The organism is Gammaproteobacteria bacterium (genome assembly GCA_013696315.1).
Taxonomy (GTDB): domain Bacteria; phylum Pseudomonadota; class Gammaproteobacteria; order JACCYU01; family JACCYU01; genus JACCYU01.
Genome location: JACCYU010000102.1, coordinates 21,899 through 45,190, shown reverse-complemented (window position 1 = coordinate 45,190; position 23,292 = coordinate 21,899). Strand labels below are relative to the sequence as shown.

Genomic DNA, 23,292 nt, shown 5'->3' with positions numbered 1-23,292 from the left:
CGTTCACACGCATCGTCAGCGGCAAGATCGAAAACGACGGCTTCAACCGTCTGGTGCTGGCGGCCGAACTGAACTGGCGCGAGATCGTACTGCTGCGCGCGCTGTGCAAATACCTGCTGCAGACACGGCTGCCGTTGAGCCAGGCGTACATGGAGCAGAGCCTGGCGAACAACCCCGCGGTCGCGCGCTGGCTGATGGAACTGTTCAAGCTGCGCTTCGACCCGACTGTGCCCCCGCAATCGGAGCACGTCGAAGCAGTCAAAACGCGCATCGAGCAGGCGCTGGAGGCAGTGACCAGCCTGGACGAGGATCGCATTCTGCGGTGTTTCATGGCGCTCGTGCTCGCCACCCTGCGCACCAATTATTTTCAACGTGAATCCGCAGGCCGCGAGGAGAAGTCTTACCTTGCCTTCAAACTGGACTCGGCCGAGGCCCCGGAACTGCCGCTGCCGAAACCGATGTTCGAGATTTTCGTCTATGCGCCGTGGGTGGAAGGCGTGCATCTGCGTGGTGGCCGGGTTGCCCGCGGCGGCATTCGCTGGTCTGACCGGCGCGAGGATTTTCGTACCGAAGTGCTGGGCCTCATGAAGGCGCAGACCGTCAAGAACGCGGTGATCGTACCGGTAGGCGCCAAAGGCGGGTTTGTGTGCAAGAATCTGCCGACGCCGGATGACCGCGACGCGGTTCAGCGGGAGGTCATCCGTTGTTATCGCACTTTCATCAGCGGCCTTCTGGATGTCACCGATAATCTCGTCGATGGCGCTGTGCGACCGCCACCGGACACGGTGCGTCACGACGGGGACGACCCGTATCTGGTGGTGGCGGCCGACAAGGGCACGGCCAGTTTCTCGGACATCGCCAACGAGATTTCCGCGCAATACGGCTTCTGGCTGGGTGACGCCTTCGCCTCCGGCGGCCGGTATGGTTACGATCACAAGAAGATTGGCATTACCGCGCGCGGCGCTTGGGAGTCCGTACAACGTCATTTCCGCGAGCTGGGGCTGGACGTGCGCAGCACCGCGTTCACCGTTGTCGGTGTGGGCGACATGTCCGGCGACGTGTTCGGCAATGGCATGCTGAGGTGGCCGAAGATGCGCCTGCTCGCCGCGTTCGACCATCGGCATATCTTCATCGATCCCGATCCGGACACCGAGCTCGCGTGGGCCGAACGTCAGCGGCTATTCTCGCTGCCGCGTTCGTCGTGGGACGATTACGCTGTTAGCGCGATTTCAACCGGCGGTGGGGTTTATCCGCGCACGGCGAAGTCCATTGCGTTAAGCCCGCAAGCGCGCGTGGCGCTGGGCATTCAGGCCGAGCGACTGCCGCCCATTGAACTGATCCGCGCGATCTTGCGCGCGCCGGTTGACCTGTTCTGGAACGGCGGCATCGGCACCTACGTGAAGGCCAGCGCGGAAAGCCACGCTGATGTGGGCGACCGCGGCAACGATGGCGTGCGCGTGGACGCCAACGAATTGCGCTGCCTGGTAATCGGCGAGGGTGGTAATCTGGGTCTGACCCAGCTCGCGCGCATCGAATTCACGCGCGGCGGCGGGCTGGTCAACACTGACGCGATCGACAACTCCGCCGGCGTGGATTGTTCGGATCACGAGGTCAACATCAAGATTTTGCTGAACCGCGCGCTGGCCAGGAGTGAAATCAATCTCGAACAGCGCAATGCGTTGCTGGCGGCCATGACCGATGACGTCGCGAGTCAGGTGCTGCGCGACAATTATTTGCAGACGCTGGCTATCAGCCTCGCCGTCTCCCAAGCCGCGGAACTGTTGGGTGACCAGAAGCGCCTGATCGCGCAACTGGAGCGCGAGCGCCTGTTGAACCGCGCGCTCGAAGCCCTGCCGTTGGACGAAGAGATCGCCAAACGCGAGACTGCGCGCGCGGGACTGATGCGCCCGGAGCTCGCGGTGCTGCTCGCCTACAGCAAGATCCGGCTGGCGCGCGAACTCACCGATTCCGGCATCGTCGACGACCCGTACTTTACGCGCGAACTGCAAGCGTATTTTCCGTCCATCTTGCGCGCGCGGTTCGCGCAAGCTCTGGTGGATCATCCGCTACGCGGCGAGATCATCGTCACGCATCTGACCAACGACATCGTCAATCGCATGGGCAGTACGTTTTACATGCTGGTGCACGAGCGCACTGGTGGCGGCGCGGATGATATCGCGCGCGCGTACGCCGCCACGTGCGAGATTTTCGGTGCGCGCGCATTGTGGGCGGCGATCGAGGCACTGGACGCTAAGGTCGCGGCCGCGATGCAACTGGAAATGATGACCGCAATCTGCCGTTTGATCGATCGCGCCACCGTGTGGCTGCTGCGCAATCGCCGCATGCCGCTGGACATTACCGCCACGGCCGAACATTTCCGCGGCGGCATGGAGGTAGTGCAAGCCCGCATTCCGCGTCTGCTGCACGATCACGGCCACGTGGAGCTGGAATTGCACATCGCAGAGTTGTGCGACGCGGGCGTGCCGGCGGAACTGGCGCGACAGGTCGCGGGACAGGAGATCGTGTTCGCCGCGCTCAACGTCGTGACCGTGGCCCGCGACACGGACACGCCGCTGGAGGTGGTGACGGACGTCTATTTCGAGCTGGGCTTCGCGCTGTCGTTCGACTGGCTTTACGTGTGCGTGCGCGATCTGCCGGCGCTGGATTACTGGCATCGCGGCGCGCGCGGCATGTTGCGCGACGAACTGAGCGTCGAACTGCGCAAGCTTACGACAGATGTACTCAGGCTAACGCCGGACAGCCTTTCGTTCGCGCAGCGAATCGACACCTGGCTGGAACTCAAACAGAACAAGCTCGCCCATTATCGTAGCGTGATCGCCGAACTGAAATCAGCCGGCACGCCGAACTTCGCGATGCTGTCGGTGGCCGTGCGCGAAGTCCGCGCGCTGACGCGCGACGGACAAATCGACGGGGAGAACGCGGCTTAAGGCGCGCGCGACGCGCCACCGAGCGATCTTTTCTCGCGATACACGGTTAACAACCTATTTAGGTTACCTTTGGTTAACGCGGTAATTACACCGATGCTTCTGGCAACATGAGCGTGCGTCATCTTTAGAAGCCCGGGGGTGCTCATAGCGCACCCGCCTTGCTGCAGTGGATACAATGTTCCCGGCGTTGGCGTAAGTGTCAAACGGGTAAGATTTCGCAATCTTGGTTAGTCCCTTCATGTCGCCAGCTCACAATGATGCGGGATTTTGGATTGAATTCGTAATAATAGCGGCAGGTGCCGCGAAACCGATATTTGTTTTCAGTGTTTCCATTTGGCAAGCGCCTGCGTTTCACCAGGGCACTACGGTCTACCCAATAAGTGCGGGGATCGTCTATATTCCTGCCAACGCCATCATCTATAAGAATCAAAAAGTTTTGATGTGGCGTTACCGAACTGCACGACGATAACGACATCAATAACAAAATCTAAGCCAGAATTACCTCAAATTTACCCTCATATGCCAGGCGTCCGGATGAATCTAATCAGGGTTTTCGTCTCGTAAAAGATACTGTCACACGATGAAATTATTCTGCCAGCCCTCGTGAGAATAAACGGAAAGCGAACCTGCAACGCTTCCCGCGGGCGCTGATCAACATGCGCATGACAGCGCGCTCAAAGTCCTTTACCCTTGAGTCATGCAGCCCGAAGATATAAAGACACTGATCGAGGCCGGCATTCCCGGCGCGCAGGTGATTGTGACCGGCGACGGCTACAAATTCGAAGCCGTGGTTATCAGCGAGACGTTTGAAGGCTTGAGCATGGTCAAGGAACAGCAGCAGGTTTACGCCACGGTGAACGCGCAGATCGCCAGCGGAGAGCTGCACGCGTTAACCATCAAGGCTTACACGCCTGTGGAATGGCACGTGCTTAACGCGCGCTAGGGTATACTCCGGCGCCCACGGGCGGCGGCTGTATTCAGTCGAGCTCCGGTTGAGACAAACCTTGCTGCTGCGAGAAATACGCGGCCAGGTCTTCGATATCCTGCTCCGACAGTGGCCCGGCCATGCCGGCCATTACGGGATTTTCGCGCGCGCCTGATTTGTAGTCGTGCAGCGCCTGCGCCAGATAGTCCTCGTGCTGGCCCGCGAGCTTGGGATAGGTCGGCGAGGTGCTGTTCCCGTCCGGCCCGTGACAGGAGGCGCATTGTTGCGCTAATTTCTCGCCCGCGGCAGGGTTACTCTCCGCCTGCGCGATGTTGAAAAACAGCGTGACGCTCAAGGTCAGAAGCATCGCTTTCATTGATTATTGCCCCTTTCTGGCAGTGCCTGACTGTGGCTCGTTGGCCGCGGTCGCCTTTCCTGATTGCCGTTGCCCGCCCGCAACCTGAGAAATAATGTAGTCAACGGCGAGTTTCACGTCAGCCTCGCTGGCCTGCGGATTACCGCCTTTGGCAGGCATGGCGCCGACGCCACCGATGGCGCTTGTGTAAAGGGCTTCCGCGCCCATCGCGATGCGCGTCTGCCACGCGCCCTTGTCAGTTATCTTCGGTGCGCCCAGCGCGCCTGAATCGTGACACGAAGCACACATGCTCTGATAAGCAGATTCGTTGGCTAGCGATGCGCCCTGCGTGGCTATTTGCTTGATATTTTGCCCCTTTGTTGCAGCGCCTGACCGTGGCTCGCTGGCCGCAGCCGCTTTTCCTGATTGCTGCTGTCCGCCGCCCGCAACCTGAGAAATAATGTAGTCAACGGCGAGTTTCACGTCGGCCTCGCTGGCCTGCGGATTACCGCCTTTGGCAGGCATGGCGCCGACACCACCGATGGCGCTGGTGTAGAGGGCTTCCGCGCCCATGGCGATGCGCGTCTGCCACGCGCTCTTGTCAGTTATCTTCGGTGCACCTAGCGCGCCTGAATCGTGACACGAAGCGCACATACCCTGATAAACCGATTCATTGGCTAGCGATGCGCCGCGTGCGGCTGCCTGCTTGATACCCGCCCCGGTAGCGGCGGGCTGAGATTCCTGCGCCGCCTTGCCGCCTGAGGACGCAGTCTGCTGCGCACCGCCGGCTTCGCTGACCATGTAATCGACGGCTGCCTGCACGTCCGCCTCGCTGAGACTGGGATCGCCGCCCTTGGCCGGCATCGCGCCGATACCGTTGATGGCGTGCTCGTACAGTGTCTGCCGGCCTTGTGCGATGCGCGGCTGCCAGGCCGTTTTGGAGCCCAGCTTGGGCGCGCCGGAGGCGCCGGAGTCGTGACAGGTCGAACATACCTGCGCGTAGGTCTGCTCGCCGCCGGCCTGTGCGCCACCCGAGGACTTCGCGGACGTTTGCTGACTACCAGACGAGGCCGTCTGTTGCGCTTGTTTGCCGGCGCCGGGCGCCGCGCTTCCCAGCGACTCGAAATACGCGGCGATATCGGCCATATCCTTATCGGAAAGCTCGGCTGCCTGAGCATGCATGGTGTCGTGATCGCGCTGACCGGCCTTGTAAGCCTGCAACGCGGAGACGATGTAATCGGCGTGCTGACCCCCCAGTATGGGTACGTGATAGGACGGATAGACGTTGGTATAACCGGGTATACCGTGACAGCCGAGACAGGTGTCGGCCTTCAGCCTGCCCACCTCGACGTTCCCTTGCGCCAGCACTGAACCGCTCAGTGGGCCGCACAGGATCGCGAATGCGCACGGCCAGGTGGCTTTAATCGATAACTTTCCGCCAATGCCTGGCAGCTTTCGCCTCATGCCTGCCTCTCCTCCGATGTATTTTGCTTGGACAAAAAACCGCGTCAGTATAACCGTATTTTTCAGCTGTGCGGAACAAAATCGCCCGCCATCGGACAGCATTAATTACATGCGCGCGGTCAACTGGAAGCTCTGGCGAAGAGATCGACGCTCTTCACAGGCATCAATTAAAATTACATTAGTGACCGAGGGGAAATGTCACACCGTGGATGGGTGTGCAGGCCCGGCGGCCGTCTCGGAAAAAAAGAAGGGGCCTCTGTGGACCCCTGGAATTCCTCCGATGTGCCGCCTGCTTTTTATTGACTGAGGTCAAACACCCTGCTGGCGGCATTGGTCATGCGGACTACAAAACGTCGTCGGGCTCCCTGGGTTCCTCATTCGGGCCACCGAATAATTTGCCGATACCGGGCTGAAGCGCGGCGGGATCGCCGTAGTCGACCGGCTCTGAGTTGGCGTCCCGTGTGAAGATGTCCGTAAAGGCGTTGCCCCCCGCACCCACGCCATCATCATCATCGTCATCCCCGCCGCAACCGGCCATGAGCAACGGCGCGGCACAGAGCAGCGCAACAAGTGAGCGCGTAATCATAGTCCGGTACCTCCGCCATTCGGCTCGCTGGACTCGAATGGCGAGCCCGGCAAAGGCAGTCCCAGATACGGAAACTGATCGATGAACAGGCCGTCTCCGGCGTTGGCCAGCGACGCGCCGTCGGTAACCACGGCGCCCGGCACCACGCTCGGGCTGGCGGGATTGCTCACGTCGCAGGTTTGCAGGCCATTGGGATTCTCGGCGGTAATGGCGCCCAGTGCGACACTAAGCGCGATGTCCACTACGTCGTCTATGGGCCGCCGGCCATTGGGAAAGCCGCTCAGGTCGCAGCCCAGAAACGCAAGATCGCTCTGGCTGCCGATTGGTGTCGCCGGCACGGCGGTGTTGAGCCGCAACATCTCGCCCGCACCCGCCAGCGTGGCAAGATTGACGTTGGCCGGCTTCGTCAGACCATCGACGCCGGTCACGAACGCCTGTACCAGATCGAGCCGGGGCGGCGTCGGCACCGCGGTGTCGAACAGCACGTTGGCCAGCACCGGCAGTGTCGGGTTGGTCACGTAAGTCGCAAAGTTGCTGACATCATTCGCCGGCTGGCTCGCGTTGAACAGATTCTTGTCCGGCAGGCCGATCACCACTTCGTTGACCAGCGGCGAACCCAGTCGCGACACCTGCGTCCATGCGCCGCCGTCGGCGGTGGGCGCGTCCAAATCCGGCGTCGGGTCCAGCACGCGCGCTTGCGGTAGCGATGCGGTGGCCCAGGCGCCGATGACCGGCTCCTGTCCAGCGGTCAGGCACTCGGTCGGCACCTCCAGTGCGAATGAGGTGACGTTCTTGTCGTCGATGATATTCTGCCCCTCGCTGCGATCGCCGACCGGATTGAGATTGATCAGGTCGAACACCTCGCCCAGATTGATATAGAAACCTTCACGGCGCTGACCGACGAAAACCCGCGCACCGGCGGCGCTGCAACCGGGAATGGTAATGTCAGAAATGTGCGCGTCGGCGTAGCTCTGGTAATCGGGGATGGATTTCTCGCCGATGTTATCGACCGGTTTGATGAAACTTGTTGCGCCGCTAGAGTCGGTCACGGGCTGGCTGACGCCAGAGCGCCGGTCGCCGCGCACCACGTTCATGGTGTAGCGCTCGACTCGGTTCAGATTGGCATCGGCAGGCCGGCTGATCGGCCCGATGTTGATCAACGGAATGGCGGATTCGGTCGGCGCGCCGTCAAGGCCCGGGCCGGTGGGTACGGAGAATTTGCGAAAGCTCGTGTCGAACTGGAATTGAAAGGTGATGTCTTCGACCGCGTCGCCGTTGTTATCGATGTGCATCTCGTACAGTGCGGCATCGTCCAGCGCGAAGTAGTTGGGCCCGCCGTAGGAATCCTGTAACGGTACCCAGTTGGCGATGATGGTGACGAAGCCCTCGCGCCCGGACTCGTAACTGTTGAACATGTAAAAATCAGTGTTGTCCACCTTGGGCAAGCCGGCTATGAGCGGCGCCTCGCGGTGGCTGGAAGCTTGCGCCGTGATTGAGGCGCCTGCACATGCCGCGGCGACGCCCGCGGCCATCAATACATGCGCAATGGGTTTGATCTGCATGATATTCCCCTCTTATGGATGAGCCCGACGTTGTACGGAATCAGATTTCCGGTAATGTCTAAATACGGCTTGCTTTTCTGTTTGGATGCAGATTTGATTGCTTGACCATCGAAGTTGCGAACGCCTCACCGCGAGCTTGCGTGAGCGCAGTGTCGGGCAGCCCCATCCCCAGGGCGCGAATATGCCACGAACCGATGTCACTCGCCAAATAGTTATTTGAGAATCAGGATGATGCCGCGGCCGACCGCTCAATAACGACGCCGACTTCGCGCGCGCCGCGTACCGCGCCGGGTTTGCTCACGCTGAGCTTGAGCCAGCGGATGCCGAATTCCGTCAGCAGCATGTCGGCGGCGCGTTCAGCCAGTGTTTCGATCAGTTTGAAGCGGCTTGCTTCGACAAAACTGCTGAGCCGTTCCGCGATGGCCTTGTAGTTGAGGGTGTCTTCGATGGCATCGGAAGCCGCGGCTGATGTGAAGTCCGCCGCCATTTCCAGATCGATGCTAATCGTCTGCCGGACCCGCTGCTCCCATTCGTAGATACCGATCACTGCGGCGAGTCGCAGTTCGCGCAGATAGACAAGATCGGAGGGTCGTTCGCTCATTAGTAGTCAATATAGCGGCCGCGGCGCACGCTGCCAATATCCGTGGGCGACCCTCGGGCGGCCTTGTGCATCGGTTGTTTACGCATGTTCGCCTTGAACCCTGACGGCTTATTTGTCAAAATCGCCGTCTGTGAACGATTACGGCAACCGGAGCGCCGCATGAGCAGGATCTGTCAGGTCACGGGCAAGCGCCCCGTTACGGGGAACAACGTTTCGCACGCCCATAATAAAACCCGGCGCCGCTTTCTGCCGAACCTTCATTTCCACCGGTTCTGGGTCGAAAGCGAGCAGCGCTGGGTGAGGCTGCGCGTATCCACGCGCGGTTTGCGAATCATCGACAAGAAAGGCATCGATCAGGTGCTGATCGACATGCGCGCCCAGGGCGGCAAGGTATAACCATGGCCAAAACAGCACGCGACAAGATCAAGCTGGTGTCCAGCGCGGGCACCGGACATTACTACACCACCACGAAAAACAAGCGCAACATGCCGGACAAGATGGAGATCAAGAAATACGATCCGGTGGTGCGCAAGCACGTGACCTACAAGGAATCCAAGATCAAGTAAGGTGAGCGGGGAATTCGCAAAGCGATCGAGCTTTGCGCCCGCGAACGACCAGCCATGGACGGCTGGGCCGTGGGATCGACGCACTTTAGCGTCTCGCCATGGATGGGGGGCACGCCGCCAATAGCGCGCCTATAGTAACAACGAGGAGTGAGCGGGGAATTCCAACGCGAAGATTACACCCGCGCCGGCTGCAGTGAATAGCTCTGTAACCGCCGAGCGAATTCCTGCAATACCTCCAGGCCGGTAGCTTCCGCGTGGCGGCACCAGTCCTGCAGCGCCTGCATCACGTGCTCATGGCTATCATGGGTGCGACCCCACAACGCCTGCAAGCGGCCACGAAACTCGTACACCGTGCGCAACGCGTCGTTGCGACTCAGCGCGTCTTGCAATCTTGCCTTCACCTGCGTGTCCACACGACTCTCCTCACGCACCAGAGCAAACCTCACTTTCTTGAGGGCGGCGCGGTATGGCAGGTCCGCCTGCCGCAACTGATCGCGGAAAACCGGCAGGGTCACGCTGCGGGCATATTGCGCCATGACGTACAAGCGGCCGGCGATGACGGCGCGCGCCGTCTCGATGTCGATGCCCTGCTTGTCATTACGAATCAGGGGCTTAGGCGCGACTTTCTTTACCCTGGCCAGACCCAGCGCGGACAGCAGGCGAATGTACAGCCAGCCGATGTCGAACTCCCACCACTTGTTGGAGAAGCGCGCCGAGGTCGGGAATGCATGATGGTTGTTGTGCATTTCCTCACCGCCGATGAGGATACCGAAGTTGGTCAAATTGGTGGAACCGTCCGGACTCTCGAAATTGCGGTAGCCCCAGTAATGACCCAGCCCGTTCACCACGCCGGCGGCGAAGAACGGAATCCACATCATCTGCACCGCCCACAAGGTGACACCGTAGAGCCCGAGCAGCGACAGTTCGATAATCGCCAGCAAGGTTACGCCCCAGTATGGGTAGCGACTGTAAACATGCCGTTCCAGCCAGTCGTCCGGCGTGCCGCGCCCGTATTGTTCCACGGTAAATGGATGATTTTTGATCTCGGCTCGATACAGTTCCGCGCCCTCCCACAGCACCTTGTGAATGCCTTCGACGTGCGGGCTGTGTGGATCGCCTTGCGTTTCGGTACTGGCGTGGTGCTTGCGATGCACCGCTACCCATTCTTTGGTGACCATACCGGTGGTCAGCCACAACCAGAAGCGGAAAAAGTGGCTGGTGACCGGATGCAGGGTCAACGCCCGGTGCGCCTGATAGCGATGCAGAAAGATGGTGACTGAGACGATGGTGACATGCGTCAGCACGAGACCCACGATGATGTAGCCCCACCATGGCAGGGCCAGTAAACCGGTAGCTATGTTCAAGATTCCCTCGAATATACGTAATATTTTATATGTAACGTTAATTAACGCCCGCACCGACTATAAAGCAACCCGGTTCGAGGCGTCTACCGCGATAGGACACCGGTGCGGCGACAAATATCCCGCGTATCGATTTGCGCGTGCAGCAAAGTGCGCTTTGGCAGAACGCCGCCGCCACGCATGCGGGTCGCGTGCCGCACCGCACTATCGTTTGCGCGGCGGAGCTTATAGAATCGCGCCGACCCGTTTTGATTCATATGGCGCGCGACGCGCCGCCGCTCAATATTCTACGCCTTAATGATCGACGAAGCCCTGGTCAGCGCCCACGCCGTCTTTCGCTACTACGGTCAGCACTGCGCGGTCGAGAACCTGAACCTTAAGTTAAGGCGCGGCGAAGTGCTGGGGCTGCTGGGCCCCAACGGCGCGGGCAAATCGTCAACTTTACAGATGCTGAGCGGCAACTTAGCACCCAGCCGCGGCCGCATCGCGATTAACGGCATCGATCTGCTCGATGCTCCGAAGCGCGCCAAGGCGCACATCGGCTATCTGCCTGAGCGCCCACCGCTCTACCCCGATCTCTCCGTGGACGAATACCTGCGCTACTGCGCGCGTCTGCATCGTGTTGCGCGCGCGCGCATTGCCGACGCGTTGATTGAGGTCAAGACACACTGCGGCCTGATCGATGTCGGGCACCGCATCATCGGCAATCTGTCCAGGGGTTTTCAGCAGCGCGTCGGCATCGCGCAGGCGCTTGTGCACAGCCCGTCGGTGGTGATCATGGACGAGCCCACAGTGGGCCTCGATCCCGTGCAGATTCATGAGATCCGCGCGCTGATCCGCGCACTGGGCCGCACGCATGGGGTGATTCTCTCCACGCATATTCTTCCAGAGGTGCAGGCGGTGTGCGATCGGGTGCGGATCATCCACGCCGGGCGCACGGTGTTCAACGACACGCTCACCGGTTTAAGCGAGCGCAAAGGCGCCAACGCGTGGATCGTTTCGTTTGAATCACCGCCCGCACTGAGCGAACTGCGCCGGCTGGCCGGGATCGAAACGGTCGAGCCGCTCGACGGCGGCCGGCTGCGGCTCGTGTACGGGAACGCGGCCGCGGTGGATGCGCTGGTCGAGTCATCGGTCGCCAATAACTGGCGCTTGCGCGAGCTCCAACGACAAAGCACCACGCTTGAACAAATCTTCATGGAACTGGTGCACAGCGAAGCGGACGCCGGTTCCGCCGCCGACCAGAATCGCGCCATCGCATGATCCTCACCATCGCCAGCGGCGAACTGCGCCGCATGTTCTATACGCCGCTTGCCTGGGTGATTCTGGCGGCGGTGTTGCTCGTGCTGGGGCTGCTGTTTCTGTTCCTGGTCGATAACTATCTGAACATCATTCAGCCGCAACTCATGGGCGTGCCTGGTGCGCCGGGCGTGACCGATACCGTGCTGGCGCCGGTGCTGTTCTGGGCCGGCGTGGTGATGCTTGCCGTGTCGCCATTGTTGACCATGCGCATCTTCAGCGAGGAACGCGCCCTGGGCAGTCTCACCCTGCTGACCAGCGCGCCGTTGTCCGTCACCGAGATCGTGCTGGGTAAATATCTGAGCCTGCTGATCTTCACCCTGGGGCTGCTGGCCCTGATCGCGCTGATGCCGCTGTCGCTACTGGGCGGCACGCAGCTCGACTGGGGCAAGTTCGGCGCCGGCATGCTGGGTCTGTTTTTGATGATCGCCTCGTTTCTGGCCGCGGGCCTGTTCATCTCCGCGCAGGTGCGAACGCCTCTGATCGCCGCGGTCGCGAGCGTCGGGCTGCTCATGTTGCTGGTCGTGCTTTACATGTCCGGCAGCGCCGAGGGCACGGCCAGCGAGCTGTTTATCTATCTCTCGCATTTCGGCCATTTTCTCTCCTTTCTGCAGGGCCTGTTCGACAGCAGCGATTTAATTTACTACCTCCTGTTCAGCGCCGCGTTCCTGATCCTGACCATCCGGCGGCTGGACAACGAACGCCTGGCGCGATGAAGGTCTGATGGAAATCACCCCCAGGTCGCGCTGGCGGCTGCGCCTGCAGAACGGCCTATTCGTCATGCTGTTCATCGGTGTCATCGGCCTGCTGGCGTGGCTCAGCACCGCGTACAGGTATCAGGCGGACTGGACCGCGGGCAATCGCAACACGTTGTCGGAGGACAGTCAGCAACTGCTGGCGACCATAGCCGAGCCGATTTCGATTACCGCGTTCGTGCCCGAAGACGCGACCTTGCGCGACCGCATCGAGGAGACGCTGGGGAAATATAAGCGCTTCAGGCCGGACTTGAACATCAGTTTCAGCAATCCCGATCTGGAGCCGGAGCGCGCGCAGGCGGCCGGTGTCACTAGCACCGGACAAATGGCGGTAACGGTCGGCGAGCGCACCGAGACCGTGGACGACATGAGCGAGCAAACCCTGGCCGAGGCGCTGCAACGGCTTGCGCGCGACGCTCCTCGCTGGGTAGTGTTTCTGGAAGGCCATGACGAACGCGATCCGGAAGCCGAGATCAACCCCGGCTTCAGCCGCCTGAACGACAATCTCACCCGTGGCGGTATGCAGGTGCGCACGCTCAATCTCATCCGCGATCCGCAGATCCCGGACAATACCACCCTGCTGGTGATCGCCTCGCCGCGCAAAGCGCTGCTGCCGGGCGAGGTCGCGAAACTGCGCGACTACGTGCGCGGCGGCGGCAACCTGCTGTGGCTGCGCGACCCGGATGAACCAGCGGGTACGGGACCGCTAGCCCGCGAGCTGGGTATCGAATTCATCGACGGCGTGCTGGTCGACGCGAACCCGGAGCTGCGCCAGATGCTGGGCATTCAGCACCCCGCGGTGGTGCCGGTGGTGGATTACGGTACGCATCCTGTGACCGAGGGCCTGTCCGCGCAAACCCTGTTTCCCTTCGCCACCGCGCTCGATACCGGAACCGCTACGGACTGGAGTGCCGCTCCGATACTCACCACGCTGGCGCGCACCTGGTCGGAAACAGGCAGCCTCACGGGTAAGGAAATCAGCTTCAGCAGTCAAAACGGTGATCGCGCCGGCCCGCTGACCCTGGCGCTGGGGCTGACCCGCGAGCGTGGGGATCTGGAGCAGCGCGTGGCGGTAGTGGGCGACAGCGATTTCCTGGCGAACGGCTACATCGGCAACGGCGAGAACCTGGCGCTGGCCTCCAATCTCTTTGACTGGCTGGCGCGCGACGACGAGCTGATCGCCATCAACCCCAAAGGCGCCCCCGACACGGTGCTTACACTGGGGAATACACAGATTTTCGCGGTGGCATTTTTCTTCCTGACCGTGCTGCCCATAGCACTGGTGTCGGTGGGCCTGTTGATCTGGCTGCGCCGCCGCCGGCGGTAATGGTTCCCCTACGGTGACCGCCAGATGACGGCGCGCGCATGGTTGAATATCGGGCTGCTGGTCGTGCTCGCCGGGCTGGCGGCGGTCGCCTGGCTGAGGCCGGGCCAGACGGATGCGCGTCTGCTGCGAATCGATGCGGAGGCTGTAAACCACATCGTTATCGAGCGCAGGCGCAAACCGGTCATCCGCCTTGAAAAGCGCCATCGACACTGGTGGGTGACATCGCCGATTGTAGTCCGCGCGAACCCGGCGCGCGTCGCGTCGGTGCTGGACCTGGCGATCACGACTGGTGATACGCGCTACCCTGCCGCTTCGCTCAAGCTCGCGCGCTTTGGCCTGGCGAACCCGGGCGTTACCGTTAAACTGAACGGCAAATCGATCGCATTCGGGCGGATCAACCCAGTCAACCAGCTACGCTATGTGCAAACCGGTCGCACAATGCACCTGATCAGCGATGTCCTGCTCGATCTGGAAAACTCGGGCGCGGCGGCCTACGCTTCCACCGCGTTACTGCCCATGGCCGTGAGAATCCGGGCGCTGCGGTTACCGGACATAGACATCAGCCGTGCGCAAGATGGTAGCTGGAAAACATCACCAGCGGCGTTTCCGCCGCGAGCAATCAAGGACACGTTGCGCGCCTGGCGGGAAGCCAGCGCTATTCGCATAGGCACGTACCGGAACAAGCCATCGGGAGATCGGATAACGGTCGAGCTTGAAAATGGATCTCCGGTAGTCTTCAACATCGTTGCAAGCGAGCCGGAGCTGATTCTCGCGCGCCCGGCGCTGCATCTTCAGTACCACCTGCCGGCCACCTCCGCCGCGCCGCTGTTGCCCCCTGCCGACGTCCACTAGTCCTGAGTATTTCGTCGTAATTCCTCCAGCCACACCGTCGCCTCCGAGTCCGAAGGCGCGCGCCAGTCACCTCTGGGCGAGAGCGAGCCGCCCGAGCCGACCTTGGGCCCGTTCGGCAAGCAGGAGCGCTTGAACTGGCTGATCTTGAAGAAGCGGTAGAGAAACACTTCCAGCCATTTCCTGATCGTCGCGAGATCGTACTCATGCCGCGCCTCGACGGACAAGCTCGCGGGCCAGTCGCCTTTGGTCCTGTCGCCCCACGCGGTTAAACTCAGAAACGCCACCTTGCTGGGCCGGAAGCCGAAGCGCAATACGTAGTAAAGATTGAAATCCTGCAACTCATACGGGCCGATTTTCTCCTCGGTACTCTGCGCCGGGTGGTCTTGATCTTTATCGCCAGGCACGAGTTCCGGCGAGATCTCGGTGTCGAGGATATCCCGCAGCGTGGCGCCGGTGTCCTCGTCGAACTGCCGGGAGCCGATCACCCAACGGATCAGGTGCTGCATGAGTGTTTTCGGCACCGAGGCATTCACGTTGTAGTGCGACATATGATCGCCCACGCCGTAGGTCGCCCAGCCCAGCGCCAGTTCGCTTAAATCTCCCGTACCGAGCACCAGCCCCTGATGCAGGTTGGCGAGCCGGAACAGATGCGATGTACGTTCGCCAGCCTGCACGTTCTCGAACGTGACGTCATATTCTGCCTCGCCCCTTGCGTAGGGGTGGCCGATGTCTTTGAGCATCTGCACGCATGACGGCTTGATATCGATCTCACTCGCGCTCACGCCCAGCGCGCGCATCAGCTTGTGCGCGTTGTCGCGTGTGCCGGTGCTGGTTGCAAAGGCCGGCATGGTATAAGCGAGGATGTTCTCGCGTGGCAGTTTCAGCCGGTCCATGGTGCGGGCGGCCACGATCAGTGCGTGCGTGGAGTCCAGCCCGCCGGACACGCCTATGATGATCCGTTCGATGCCGGCGCTGGTGAGCCGCTTCATAAGCCCGTGCACTTGAATGTTGTACGCCTCGAAGCAGCGTTCATCACGCGCGTCCGGGGCATTGGGCACGTAGGGGAAGCGCTCGATGCGCCGTAGCAGCGGGATTTCGCCTACGGGCGCTTCGAACTCGAATGATACGCGGCGCATGCCGCGCACGCGCTCCAGATGCGCGCCGACCGAATCGTTGAAGCTGGTCATGCGCATGCGCTCCTGCGCGAGTCGTTCGAGATCGATGTCGGCGGTAATGATTTGCTCGTCCGAGCAGAAACGCTGGGCTTCGGCCAGTAGTTCGTTGTTCTCGTAAATGATGGCGTGCCCGTCCCAGGCCAGATCGGTGGTGGACTCGCCGGGCCCGGCCGCGGAGTAAAGGTATGCCGCGAGGCACTTGCCCGACTGTGAGGCGCACAGGCCGCGGCGATAGTCGGCCTTGCCGATCGTGATGTTGCTGGCCGAAAGATTCGCCAGCACGGTAGCACCGGCGAGCGCGGCGTAGGTGCTGGGCGGGATCGGCGCGTACAAGTCTTCGCAGATCTCCACGTGCAGCGAGAAATCCTTGACGTTCGATGCTTTGAAGATCAGATCGTTGCCGAATGGGACGCACTCGCCCCCGAATTCAACTTCCGTCGCGACGGCAGCGCGCGCGGAGGTGAACTGACGCTTCTCGTAAAACTCGCGGTAGTTGGGCAGATAGGACTTGGGCGCCACACCCAGCAGCCGCCCGCGGTACACAACGAACGCACAGTTGAACAGCTTGCCCTCGAACCGCAGCGGCGCGCCGACCAGCAACACCGGCGAAAGATCGCGGCTCGCCGCGACGAGTTGGGCGAGGGCCGTTTCGACGCCGTCCAGCAATGCGTCCTGATGAAACAGGTCTTCGCTGGAATAGGCCGAAATGCCGAGTTCCGGAAAGAGTGCGACCGCGGCGTTCATCTCCGAGGCGCGACACGCCAGGCCCAGGGCCTGCTCTACATTGAACGCGGGATCGGCCACCCGCACGAACGGCACGCACACGGCCGCGCGGATGAACCTGTGGGTATAGATCGAGAGAAACGGTTGGGGCATAACGCCGACCCTTGACTGAACACAGACGCGTCTAGTTTCGACTTTTACGCACCGCGCGTCGACACCCCAGGGCCGAGCCAGCGCCGAGCCGACCTATCGAGCAGTCATCTCGCCTGCTGGTTCATGCCAAGCAAGGCAACGCGGGCGCTAAAACAGATCAATCTGGCATCAGGATTGCTCTTTGCCGGGTAATCTGGCGACGACATTGGACACACAAAATGACTGACAAAGATCTTCATGGAAACGCGCCAGATAGCGCCGGTACCGCGCTGTTGATCGTGGATGTGATTAACGATCTGGAGTTTCCGGGCGCCGACCGCCTGTTCGAATCCGCGCTCAACATGGCCAGGTGCCTGATCGAGTTCAAGGCGCGCGCCAGCCGCGCCGGCATTCCGTGCGTTTATGTCAACGACAATTTTGGTCGCTGGCGATCCAGCCTGGAAACACTGGTGTCGCACGGCCTGGAATCGAATGTGCGAGGCAAGCCCATCGTGAAGATGCTGAGACCTAAGGAAGACGACTACTTTATCCTCAAACCGAAACACTCGGGCTTTTATGCCACGCCCCTGCCGATCCTGCTCGACCACCTGGGCGCCAAACGTCTTATCATGACAGGCTTGACGGCGGACAGCTGCGTGCTGTTCACCGCCAACGACGCTTACGTGCGGGAGTATGAGCTATGTGTGCCGGCCGACTGCGTGGCATCGATAGATCCGGAATTGAACGAGCAGAGCCTGCGACACATGCGCAGCGTTCTGCGCGCGGATATCGCGTTATCGACCGAACTGGATCTGGGCGCGCGGGCGTGATCGAAAGGCAGTGCAGACTTTGCGCCCAGCGTTTGCCACGGCGAGAGGGCGCTTGCGGTTAGGTCACAAGCACCCCTTGAAGCCTGCTCGTATTCGCTTGCCGTACCCACAACGGCGATTGAGTCATCAACGCCGGGAGCACACGTTCGCCCGAAGCCCTGCGCCAGCACGGTCGGAGGCGATTTCCTCACGCGACTGATGCGCGCGCTAACCCGCGCGGAGTTTCAGCTTCAATATCTCATTGACCTGCGCCGGGTTTGCCTTGCCCTTCGACGCCTTCATCACCTGGCCGACGAAGAAGCCGAACAGCTTGTCCTTGCCGGCGCGGTACTGTTCGAGTTGTTGCGGATTGTCGGCGATGACTTCGTCGATCATGGATTCGATCGCCGACGTATCCGTGATCTGTTTCAGGCCGCGCTTCTCGATGATGTCGTCGGCATCGCCTTCGCCCGCCCACATGGCTTCGAACACGTCCTTGGCGAGTTTGCCGGAAATAGTGTTGTCATCGATGCGCGCGAGCAGTCCGGCCAGTGCTTTGGCAGTTAACGGACTCGCGCCGATTTCCCTGCCGTCTTTGTTGAGCGCTGCGCTCAGATCGCCCATTACCCAATTGGCCGCGAGCTTGGGGCTGCCGTCCAGTTCGCGCACGACATCCTCGTAATACGCCGCAAGCTCACGCGTGCTGGTCAGCACGGAGGCATCGTATGCACTCAGGCCAAAGTCGTGGATGAACCGTTCCTTTTTCGCGTCCGGCAGTTCCGGCAGATCGGCGCGCACCGATTCGATCAGTGTGCTGTCGATTTCGAGCGGCAGCAGGTCCGGGTCCGGGAAATAACGGTAGTCGTTGGCCTCTTCCTTGCCGCGCATCGAGCGGGTCTCGTCCCTGCCAGGATCATACAGACGCGTCTCCTGTACGACCGAGCCGCCGCCCTCCAGCAGCTCGATCTGTCGCTCGATCTCAAAATCGATGGCGCGCTCCACGAAGCGGAACGAGTTCAGATTTTTCAGCTCCGCGCGCGTGCCCAGCTTTTTCTCGCCCACGGGCCGCACCGACACGTTGGCGTCGCAGCGGAACGAACCTTCCTGCATATTGCCGTCGCAGATTTTAAGATAGCGCACCAGCATGTGCAGCTTCTTCATGTAAGCGACGGCTTCTCTGGCCGAACGCATGTCCGGCTCGGAGACGATCTCCAGCAACGGCGTGCCGGCGCGGTTGAGGTCTATACCGGTCATGGCCTGAAAATCTTCGTGCAGCGACTTGCCGGCGTCTTCCTCCAAATGCGCGCGGGTGACGCCAATGGTTTTAATTGTGCCGCCGTCCAGCACGATGTCGAGATGCCCGTGATGCACCACCGGCAGCTCGTACTGACTGATCTGGTAGCCTTTCGGCAGATCGGGATAGAAGTAATTCTTGCGCGCGAACACTGATCGCGGCGCGATCTGCGCGCCGATCGCCAGCCCCAGCTTGACGGCCATCCGCACCGCTGCCTCGTTCAGCACCGGCAGCACGCCCGGCAGACCGAGGTCCACGGCGCACGCCTGCGAATTGGGCGCCGCACCGTAGGCGATGGACGCGCCGGAAAAGATTTTCGATCGGGTCATCAACTGGGCATGAACCTCAAGCCCGATGACGGATTCCCATTGCATGTAATTTACCTCTGGAAAGCGGTCCGCGAAGTACGCAAAAAACGCGGAAGACTTAAGTCAGAACGTTAGCATGCAGCCGTCCCGCGAACGCAGGAAAGTAAGCTATGCCGCAAATTCTTAGTGCTTGCCAGTGTGCGTACGGCAGTGCGCAAAACGGCAACATTATTTTAGGCGCACTTCGCGGACACTATTCCGCGAAGCCGTCCGGCTTTCGCGTATGCCAGTTGGTCTCCTGCTGAAACCGATGCGCGACATTAAGCAGCCGGCTTTCGTCGAAGTGATTGGCAATGATCTGCAAGCCCACCGGCAAGTCCTGGTGTAAACCGGCGGGGATTGAAATGCCGGGCAGGCCTGCGAGGTTGGTCGCGATCGTGTAGATGTCGGACAGATACATCTGTACCGGGTCGCTGGCTTTTTCGCCGAGTTTGAACGCGACCGATGGCGAGGTCGGCCCCATGATGACATCGACCTGTTCGAACGCGCGCTTAAAATCATCGCTGATCAGCCGCCGCGCCTGCTGGGCTTTAAGATAATACGCATCGTAATAGCCGGCCGACAGCACGTAGGTGCCGATCATGATGCGGCGCTTGACCTCCGCCCCGAAGCCCTCACCGCGCGAGCGCTGGTAAAGATCCAGCAGATCTTGCGGATCCTCGCAGCGGTGGCCGAAGCGCACACCGTCATAACGCGCGAGGTTGGACGAACATTCGGCCGGCGCGACCACATAGTAAACGGGTACGGCGAGGCCCGTGTTGGGCAGGCTGATGTCGATCACGTTGCAGCCCAGCGAGCGATACCCCGCGATCGCCTCATCAATGACCTGAGCCACGCCAGCGTCCAGCCCCTCGCCGAAATATTCTTTCGGCAAGCCTATGCGCAGACCGTCCAGCGGGCGATCGAGGCCTGTGGCGTAATCGGGAATCTCGCGATCGATGCTGGTCGAATCACGCGCATCGAACCCCGCCATCGCCCGCAATAACAGCGCGCAATCCTCGGCGCTGCGCGCCATCGGCCCGGCCTGATCCAGGCTTGACGCGAACGCGATCATGCCGTAACGCGATACGCGGCCGTAAGTCGGTTTCAGTCCCGTGATGCCGCACAGTGAGGCGGGTTGACGGATGGACCCGCCGGTGTCCGTACCGGTCGCCGCGGGTACCAGACGCGCCGCCACCGCCGCGGCCGAACCGCCGGATGAACCACCCGGCACGCGCGCCTTATCCCACGGATTATTTACCGCGCCGTAGTAGCTGGTCTCGTTCGATGAGCCCATGGCGAACTCATCCATATTGGTTTTGCCCAGCATCACCGCGCCGGCCTCCCGCAGGCGGAGTACCAGCGTAGCATCGTAAGGCGCGATGAAATTATCCAGCATGCGCGAGCCGCACGAAGTCTTTACGCCCCCGGTGCAAAAGATATCCTTGTGCGCGAAGGGCACGCCGGTCAGCGGCCCGCCCTCGCCCGCGCGCAGACGCTGATCCGCGTCATCCGCGGCCGCCAGCGCCTGCTCGTGGGTCACGGTGATGAAGCAGTTGAGCGCGCCGGCATGGCGCTCGATGCGCGCGAGGAAATGCGAGATCAATTCTCGCGCAGTGAATTCCTTCGCGCGCAGGCCTGCGGTCAGTTGTTTGATGGTGAGATCGTGCATTGCCTAAAAAACGTCGTGTGGAGAGTGAGGCGTGAGGAGTAGCAAATCGATCCGCAAGTGAACTACTCTTAACCGCTCCTTCACTCAATCACCCGCGGCACCAGGTAAACGCCCGCCTCGGTAAGTGGCGCGTTTTCCTGAAAGCGCGCGCGCTGGTCGGTTTCTGTCACCTCGTCGGCGCGCAACCGCTGTGCAACGTCCTGCGGATGCGCCATGGGCAGCACGCCTTGCGTATCCACCTGGCGCAGCTGTTCCACGAGGTCAAGAATTTCTGACAGGCTGTCCGCGTAGCGGGGGATATCCTGCTCGTCAATCCGCAGCCGCGCCAGATGCGCGATCCTGCGGATGTCTTCAGCGCTCAGCGCCACTGCCGTCTCCCGCAATAAAGTACCCGCAAAGTATCATATTTCCCGGCTTGCCCAAACCTGACCTCACTGCTACATTACCGCCCTTTACACATAACAATTAATCGGCAGCCCAACATGCTGAACCGTATATTCGGGGCATTTTCCAACGATCTCTCCATCGACCTTGGCACCGCCAATACGCTGATCTACATGCGTGGCAAGGGCATCGTGCTGAACGAGCCGTCGGTGGTCGCCATCCGGCACGATCGCAACGGTGGCGCGCGCACCATCGAAGCCGTGGGCACCGACGCCAAACGCATGCTGGGCCGCACGCCCGAAAGCATCACCGTCATACGGCCGCTTAAAGACGGCGTGATCGCCGACTTCACTACCACCGAAAAGATGCTGCAGCATTTCATCCGCAAGGCGCATCAGAGCAAATTTTTCAGGCCAAGCCCCAGGGTGCTGGTGTGCGTACCGGTGGGCGCCACGCAGGTGGAGCGACGCGCGATCCGCGAATCCGCGACCGGCGCGGGCGCGCGCCGCACTTTTCTCATCGAGGAACCCATCGCGGCGGCCATCGGCGCGGGTCTGCCAATCGACGAGGCGCAGGGGTCTATGGTGCTGGATATCGGTGGCGGCACCTCGGAGGTGGCGGTGATCTCGCTCAACGGCATCGTCTATTCGTCGTCCGTACGCATCGGCGGCGACAAGTTCGACGACGCCATCATCGGTTACGTGCGCCGCAACTACGGCGTGCTGATCGGCGAGGCCACTGCCGAGCGCATCAAGCACGAAATCGGCACCGCGTATCCGGGCAAGGAACTGCTGGAGATCGAGGTCAAAGGCCGCAATCTGTCCGAAGGCGTGCCGCGCAGCTTCACGCTCAACAGCAACGAAATACTGGAATCTCTGCAGGAGCCGCTGTTCGGCATCGTCAGTGTGGTCAAGGGGGCGCTGGAGCAGACGCCGCCGGAACTGGGCGCGGACATCGCCGAGCGCGGCATCGTAATGACCGGCGGCGGCGCGCTGCTGCGCGACCTGGACCGGCTGATCATGGAAGAAACCGGCATTCCGGTGGTGATTGCCGAAGACCCGCTCACCTGCGTGGCGCGCGGCGGCGGGCGCGTGCTGGAGATGATAGATTCCAAGCGCGCCTCTTTTCTGGCGATGGAGTAGTCATCCCCGGCGTCCGTTCGCGGGGCCCGCCTCACCACCGGTATCCCCGCCTCGACCGGCTGTCGCCGGCATCGGTATCCGCTCCGCAACCCGTGGTTTAACATCGGCGCCTCAAACGCGCTTGCCACACGGGAGAAACAGCCAATTAAACCCCTTTTTAGTGCCGACGCATCGATCACCGGCAAGCTGGTGATCTGCGTCATCACCTCCATCGTGCTGATGACGATCGACCAGCGCTATACGCATCTGGACCCGCTGCGTACATCGCTCGCCACGGTCATTTATCCATTGCAATACCTGGTGGATCTACCGTCGCGCGCCGGATTGTGGTTCACGCAAACGCTGGTGGCGCACAAGCGATTGGTCGAGGAAAATCGAAATTTGCGTGCACGACAACTCCTGTTTAGTGCGCGGCTGCAAAAGCTCTCCGCACTGGAGCATGAAAACATCCGTCTGCGCGAACTGCTTAAATCATCCACGCAACTGCGCCGCGAGCGGGTACTGGTGGCGGAGTTGCTGTCCGTAGACCTGGACCCTTACCGGCAGCGCATCGTTATCAACAAGGGCGCTAACCACGGCGCGTTCGTGGGCCAGCCGCTGCTGGACGCGCACGGCGTAATGGGCCAGATTACGGAAGTGAACCCACTCAGCGCTTCGGCGATCCTGATTTCGGATCCCAGCCATGCGCTGCCGGTGCAGGTCAACCGTAACGGCCTGCGCATGCTGGCGTACGGCACCGGCAACCCGCAGGTGCTGAGCCTGCGCCACTTATCGGTTAACGCGGATGTGCGGGTGGGCGACGTGGTCAGCACGTCCGGACTCGCCGGACGCTACCCGCCTGACTATCCGGTCGGCACGATTACGCGCGTGCATCGCCAGTCGGGCGAGCCGTTTACAACCTTCGAAGCCGTACCATTTTCTCATCTGGATCGTAGCCGTGAGGTCCTGCTGGTATGGTCGCCCACGCCCGGAACGCGTGCGAAGGCAGCGCCGGCGCCGGCAGCGCCCTGACG

21 protein-coding genes are annotated in these 23,292 nt (G+C 61.3%); 11 read left to right on the top strand and 10 right to left on the bottom strand.

Features of this window, described 5'->3' with window-relative positions; translation table 11 throughout:
• The coding region (locus H0V34_06255; protein MBA2491313.1) for an NAD-glutamate dehydrogenase at positions 1-2,948 on the top strand (2,948 nt) is incomplete at its 5' end.
• 697 nt (positions 2,949-3,645) lie between these two features.
• Positions 3,646-3,891, top strand: a complete 246-nt coding sequence (locus H0V34_06250; GenBank protein ID MBA2491312.1) for a BolA family transcriptional regulator — start codon at positions 3,646-3,648, stop codon at positions 3,889-3,891.
• 34 nt (positions 3,892-3,925) lie between these two features.
• Here the strand turns inward: H0V34_06250 and H0V34_06245 are convergent, their stop codons facing one another.
• The 5 genes from H0V34_06245 to folB form a co-directional block, all read right to left on the bottom strand.
• The gene (locus H0V34_06245) at positions 3,926-4,249 is read right to left on the bottom strand and encodes a cytochrome c (protein MBA2491311.1); all 324 of its coding nucleotides are present in this window, start codon (positions 4,247-4,249) and stop codon (positions 3,926-3,928) included.
• 3 nt (positions 4,250-4,252) lie between these two features.
• Positions 4,253-5,692 carry a c-type cytochrome gene (locus tag H0V34_06240; protein MBA2491310.1) on the bottom strand — a complete coding sequence of 480 codons (1,440 nt, stop codon included), beginning with the start codon at positions 5,690-5,692 and terminating at the stop codon, positions 4,253-4,255.
• Positions 5,693-6,035: 343 nt separating this feature from the next.
• Positions 6,036-6,278, bottom strand: coding sequence for a hypothetical protein (locus H0V34_06235; GenBank protein ID MBA2491309.1), 243 nt, complete (start codon positions 6,276-6,278; stop codon positions 6,036-6,038).
• Positions 6,275-7,810, bottom strand: a complete 1,536-nt coding sequence (locus H0V34_06230) for a DUF4331 domain-containing protein (protein MBA2491308.1) — start codon at positions 7,808-7,810, stop codon at positions 6,275-6,277. Before H0V34_06230 ends, H0V34_06235 begins: the two co-directional genes overlap by 4 nt.
• Positions 7,811-8,063: 253 nt before the next feature.
• Complete coding sequence (folB, locus tag H0V34_06225; GenBank protein ID MBA2491307.1) at positions 8,064-8,441, bottom strand: dihydroneopterin aldolase; 378 nt, start codon at positions 8,439-8,441, stop codon at positions 8,064-8,066.
• A 159-nt stretch (positions 8,442-8,600) separates the two neighbouring features.
• On the opposite strand from folB, the gene rpmB reads away from it, so the two are divergent.
• Both rpmB and rpmG read left to right on the top strand, forming a co-directional pair.
• A complete protein-coding gene (gene rpmB / locus H0V34_06220) occupies positions 8,601-8,837 on the top strand; it encodes a 50S ribosomal protein L28 (GenBank protein ID MBA2491306.1) in 237 nt (78 codons plus the stop codon).
• Between the two features lie 2 nt (positions 8,838-8,839).
• Positions 8,840-9,007, top strand: a complete 168-nt coding sequence (gene rpmG / locus H0V34_06215) for a 50S ribosomal protein L33 (GenBank protein MBA2491305.1) — start codon at positions 8,840-8,842, stop codon at positions 9,005-9,007.
• A 173-nt stretch (positions 9,008-9,180) separates the two neighbouring features.
• On the opposite strand, the gene H0V34_06210 is transcribed toward rpmG, so the two are convergent.
• Positions 9,181-10,365, bottom strand: a complete 1,185-nt coding sequence (locus tag H0V34_06210) for a fatty acid desaturase (protein ID MBA2491304.1) — start codon at positions 10,363-10,365, stop codon at positions 9,181-9,183.
• Between the two features lie 300 nt (positions 10,366-10,665).
• Between H0V34_06210 and H0V34_06205 the strand changes: the two genes are divergently transcribed.
• Genes H0V34_06205 through H0V34_06190 form a run of 4 tightly spaced genes read left to right on the top strand, consistent with a single transcriptional unit; the run spans position 10,666 to position 14,601 of the window.
• Positions 10,666-11,631, top strand: coding sequence for an ATP-binding cassette domain-containing protein (locus H0V34_06205; GenBank protein ID MBA2491303.1), 966 nt, complete (start codon positions 10,666-10,668; stop codon positions 11,629-11,631).
• Positions 11,628-12,383 (top strand): ABC transporter permease, encoded by a 756-nt coding sequence (locus H0V34_06200; protein ID MBA2491302.1) that lies wholly within the window; start codon positions 11,628-11,630, stop codon positions 12,381-12,383. Before H0V34_06205 ends, H0V34_06200 begins: the two co-directional genes overlap by 4 nt.
• 7 nt (positions 12,384-12,390) lie before the next feature.
• Entirely contained in the window at positions 12,391-13,749 is a 1,359-nt protein-coding gene (locus H0V34_06195; protein ID MBA2491301.1) for a GldG family protein, read from the top strand.
• A gap of 24 nt (positions 13,750-13,773) precedes the next feature.
• Complete coding sequence (locus tag H0V34_06190; GenBank protein ID MBA2491300.1) at positions 13,774-14,601, top strand: DUF4340 domain-containing protein; 828 nt, start codon at positions 13,774-13,776, stop codon at positions 14,599-14,601.
• On the opposite strand, the gene H0V34_06185 is transcribed toward H0V34_06190, so the two are convergent.
• Positions 14,598-16,652, bottom strand: a complete 2,055-nt coding sequence (locus H0V34_06185) for an NAD(+) synthase (protein MBA2491299.1) — start codon at positions 16,650-16,652, stop codon at positions 14,598-14,600. The genes H0V34_06190 and H0V34_06185 overlap by 4 nt on opposite strands.
• Before the next feature lie 218 nt (positions 16,653-16,870).
• Between H0V34_06185 and H0V34_06180 the strand changes: the two genes are divergently transcribed.
• Complete coding sequence (locus tag H0V34_06180) at positions 16,871-17,461, top strand: cysteine hydrolase (GenBank protein ID MBA2491298.1); 591 nt, start codon at positions 16,871-16,873, stop codon at positions 17,459-17,461.
• 207 nt (positions 17,462-17,668) lie between these two features.
• Here H0V34_06180 and gatB read toward each other — a convergent pair whose 3' ends face one another.
• From gatB to gatC, 3 genes are all read right to left on the bottom strand, one after another.
• Positions 17,669-19,108 (bottom strand): Asp-tRNA(Asn)/Glu-tRNA(Gln) amidotransferase subunit GatB, encoded by a 1,440-nt coding sequence (gene gatB, locus H0V34_06175; GenBank protein MBA2491297.1) that lies wholly within the window; start codon positions 19,106-19,108, stop codon positions 17,669-17,671.
• 187 nt (positions 19,109-19,295) lie between these two features.
• Entirely contained in the window at positions 19,296-20,753 is a 1,458-nt protein-coding gene (gene gatA / locus H0V34_06170) for an Asp-tRNA(Asn)/Glu-tRNA(Gln) amidotransferase subunit GatA (GenBank protein ID MBA2491296.1), read from the bottom strand.
• An 80-nt stretch (positions 20,754-20,833) separates the two neighbouring features.
• Entirely contained in the window at positions 20,834-21,121 is a 288-nt protein-coding gene (gene gatC / locus H0V34_06165) for an Asp-tRNA(Asn)/Glu-tRNA(Gln) amidotransferase subunit GatC (GenBank protein ID MBA2491295.1), read from the bottom strand.
• A gap of 114 nt (positions 21,122-21,235) precedes the next feature.
• Between gatC and H0V34_06160 the strand changes: the two genes are divergently transcribed.
• Together H0V34_06160 and mreC are read left to right on the top strand one after the other, a co-directional pair.
• Positions 21,236-22,279, top strand: coding sequence for a rod shape-determining protein (locus H0V34_06160; GenBank protein MBA2491294.1), 1,044 nt, complete (start codon positions 21,236-21,238; stop codon positions 22,277-22,279).
• Between the two features lie 144 nt (positions 22,280-22,423).
• Positions 22,424-23,290 carry a rod shape-determining protein MreC gene (mreC, locus tag H0V34_06155; GenBank protein ID MBA2491293.1) on the top strand — a complete coding sequence of 289 codons (867 nt, stop codon included), beginning with the start codon at positions 22,424-22,426 and terminating at the stop codon, positions 23,288-23,290.
• Positions 23,291-23,292: the final 2 nt, after the last annotated feature.

Excerpts from the sequence above, each read along its gene's own strand:
- H0V34_06250 (MBA2491312.1), top strand. The coding sequence starts at position 3,646 with ATGCAGCCCGAAGATATAAAGACACTGATCGAGGCCGGCATTCCCGGC.
- H0V34_06245 (MBA2491311.1), bottom strand. The coding sequence starts at position 4,249 with ATGAAAGCGATGCTTCTGACCTTGAGCGTCACGCTGTTTTTCAACATC.
- H0V34_06240 (MBA2491310.1), bottom strand. The coding sequence starts at position 5,692 with ATGAGGCGAAAGCTGCCAGGCATTGGCGGAAAGTTATCGATTAAAGCC.
- H0V34_06235 (MBA2491309.1), bottom strand. The coding sequence starts at position 6,278 with ATGATTACGCGCTCACTTGTTGCGCTGCTCTGTGCCGCGCCGTTGCTC.
- H0V34_06230 (MBA2491308.1), bottom strand. The coding sequence starts at position 7,810 with ATGGCCGCGGGCGTCGCCGCGGCATGTGCAGGCGCCTCAATCACGGCG.
- folB (MBA2491307.1), bottom strand. The coding sequence starts at position 8,441 with ATGAGCGAACGACCCTCCGATCTTGTCTATCTGCGCGAACTGCGACTC.
- rpmB (MBA2491306.1), top strand. The coding sequence starts at position 8,601 with ATGAGCAGGATCTGTCAGGTCACGGGCAAGCGCCCCGTTACGGGGAAC.
- rpmG (MBA2491305.1), top strand. The coding sequence starts at position 8,840 with ATGGCCAAAACAGCACGCGACAAGATCAAGCTGGTGTCCAGCGCGGGC.
- H0V34_06205 (MBA2491303.1), top strand. The coding sequence starts at position 10,666 with ATGATCGACGAAGCCCTGGTCAGCGCCCACGCCGTCTTTCGCTACTAC.
- H0V34_06200 (MBA2491302.1), top strand. The coding sequence starts at position 11,628 with ATGATCCTCACCATCGCCAGCGGCGAACTGCGCCGCATGTTCTATACG.
- H0V34_06195 (MBA2491301.1), top strand. The coding sequence starts at position 12,391 with ATGGAAATCACCCCCAGGTCGCGCTGGCGGCTGCGCCTGCAGAACGGC.
- H0V34_06190 (MBA2491300.1), top strand. The coding sequence starts at position 13,774 with ATGACGGCGCGCGCATGGTTGAATATCGGGCTGCTGGTCGTGCTCGCC.
- H0V34_06185 (MBA2491299.1), bottom strand. The coding sequence starts at position 16,652 with ATGCCCCAACCGTTTCTCTCGATCTATACCCACAGGTTCATCCGCGCG.
- H0V34_06180 (MBA2491298.1), top strand. The coding sequence starts at position 16,871 with ATGACTGACAAAGATCTTCATGGAAACGCGCCAGATAGCGCCGGTACC.
- gatB (MBA2491297.1), bottom strand. The coding sequence starts at position 19,108 with ATGCAATGGGAATCCGTCATCGGGCTTGAGGTTCATGCCCAGTTGATG.
- gatA (MBA2491296.1), bottom strand. The coding sequence starts at position 20,753 with ATGCACGATCTCACCATCAAACAACTGACCGCAGGCCTGCGCGCGAAG.
- H0V34_06160 (MBA2491294.1), top strand. The coding sequence starts at position 21,236 with ATGCTGAACCGTATATTCGGGGCATTTTCCAACGATCTCTCCATCGAC.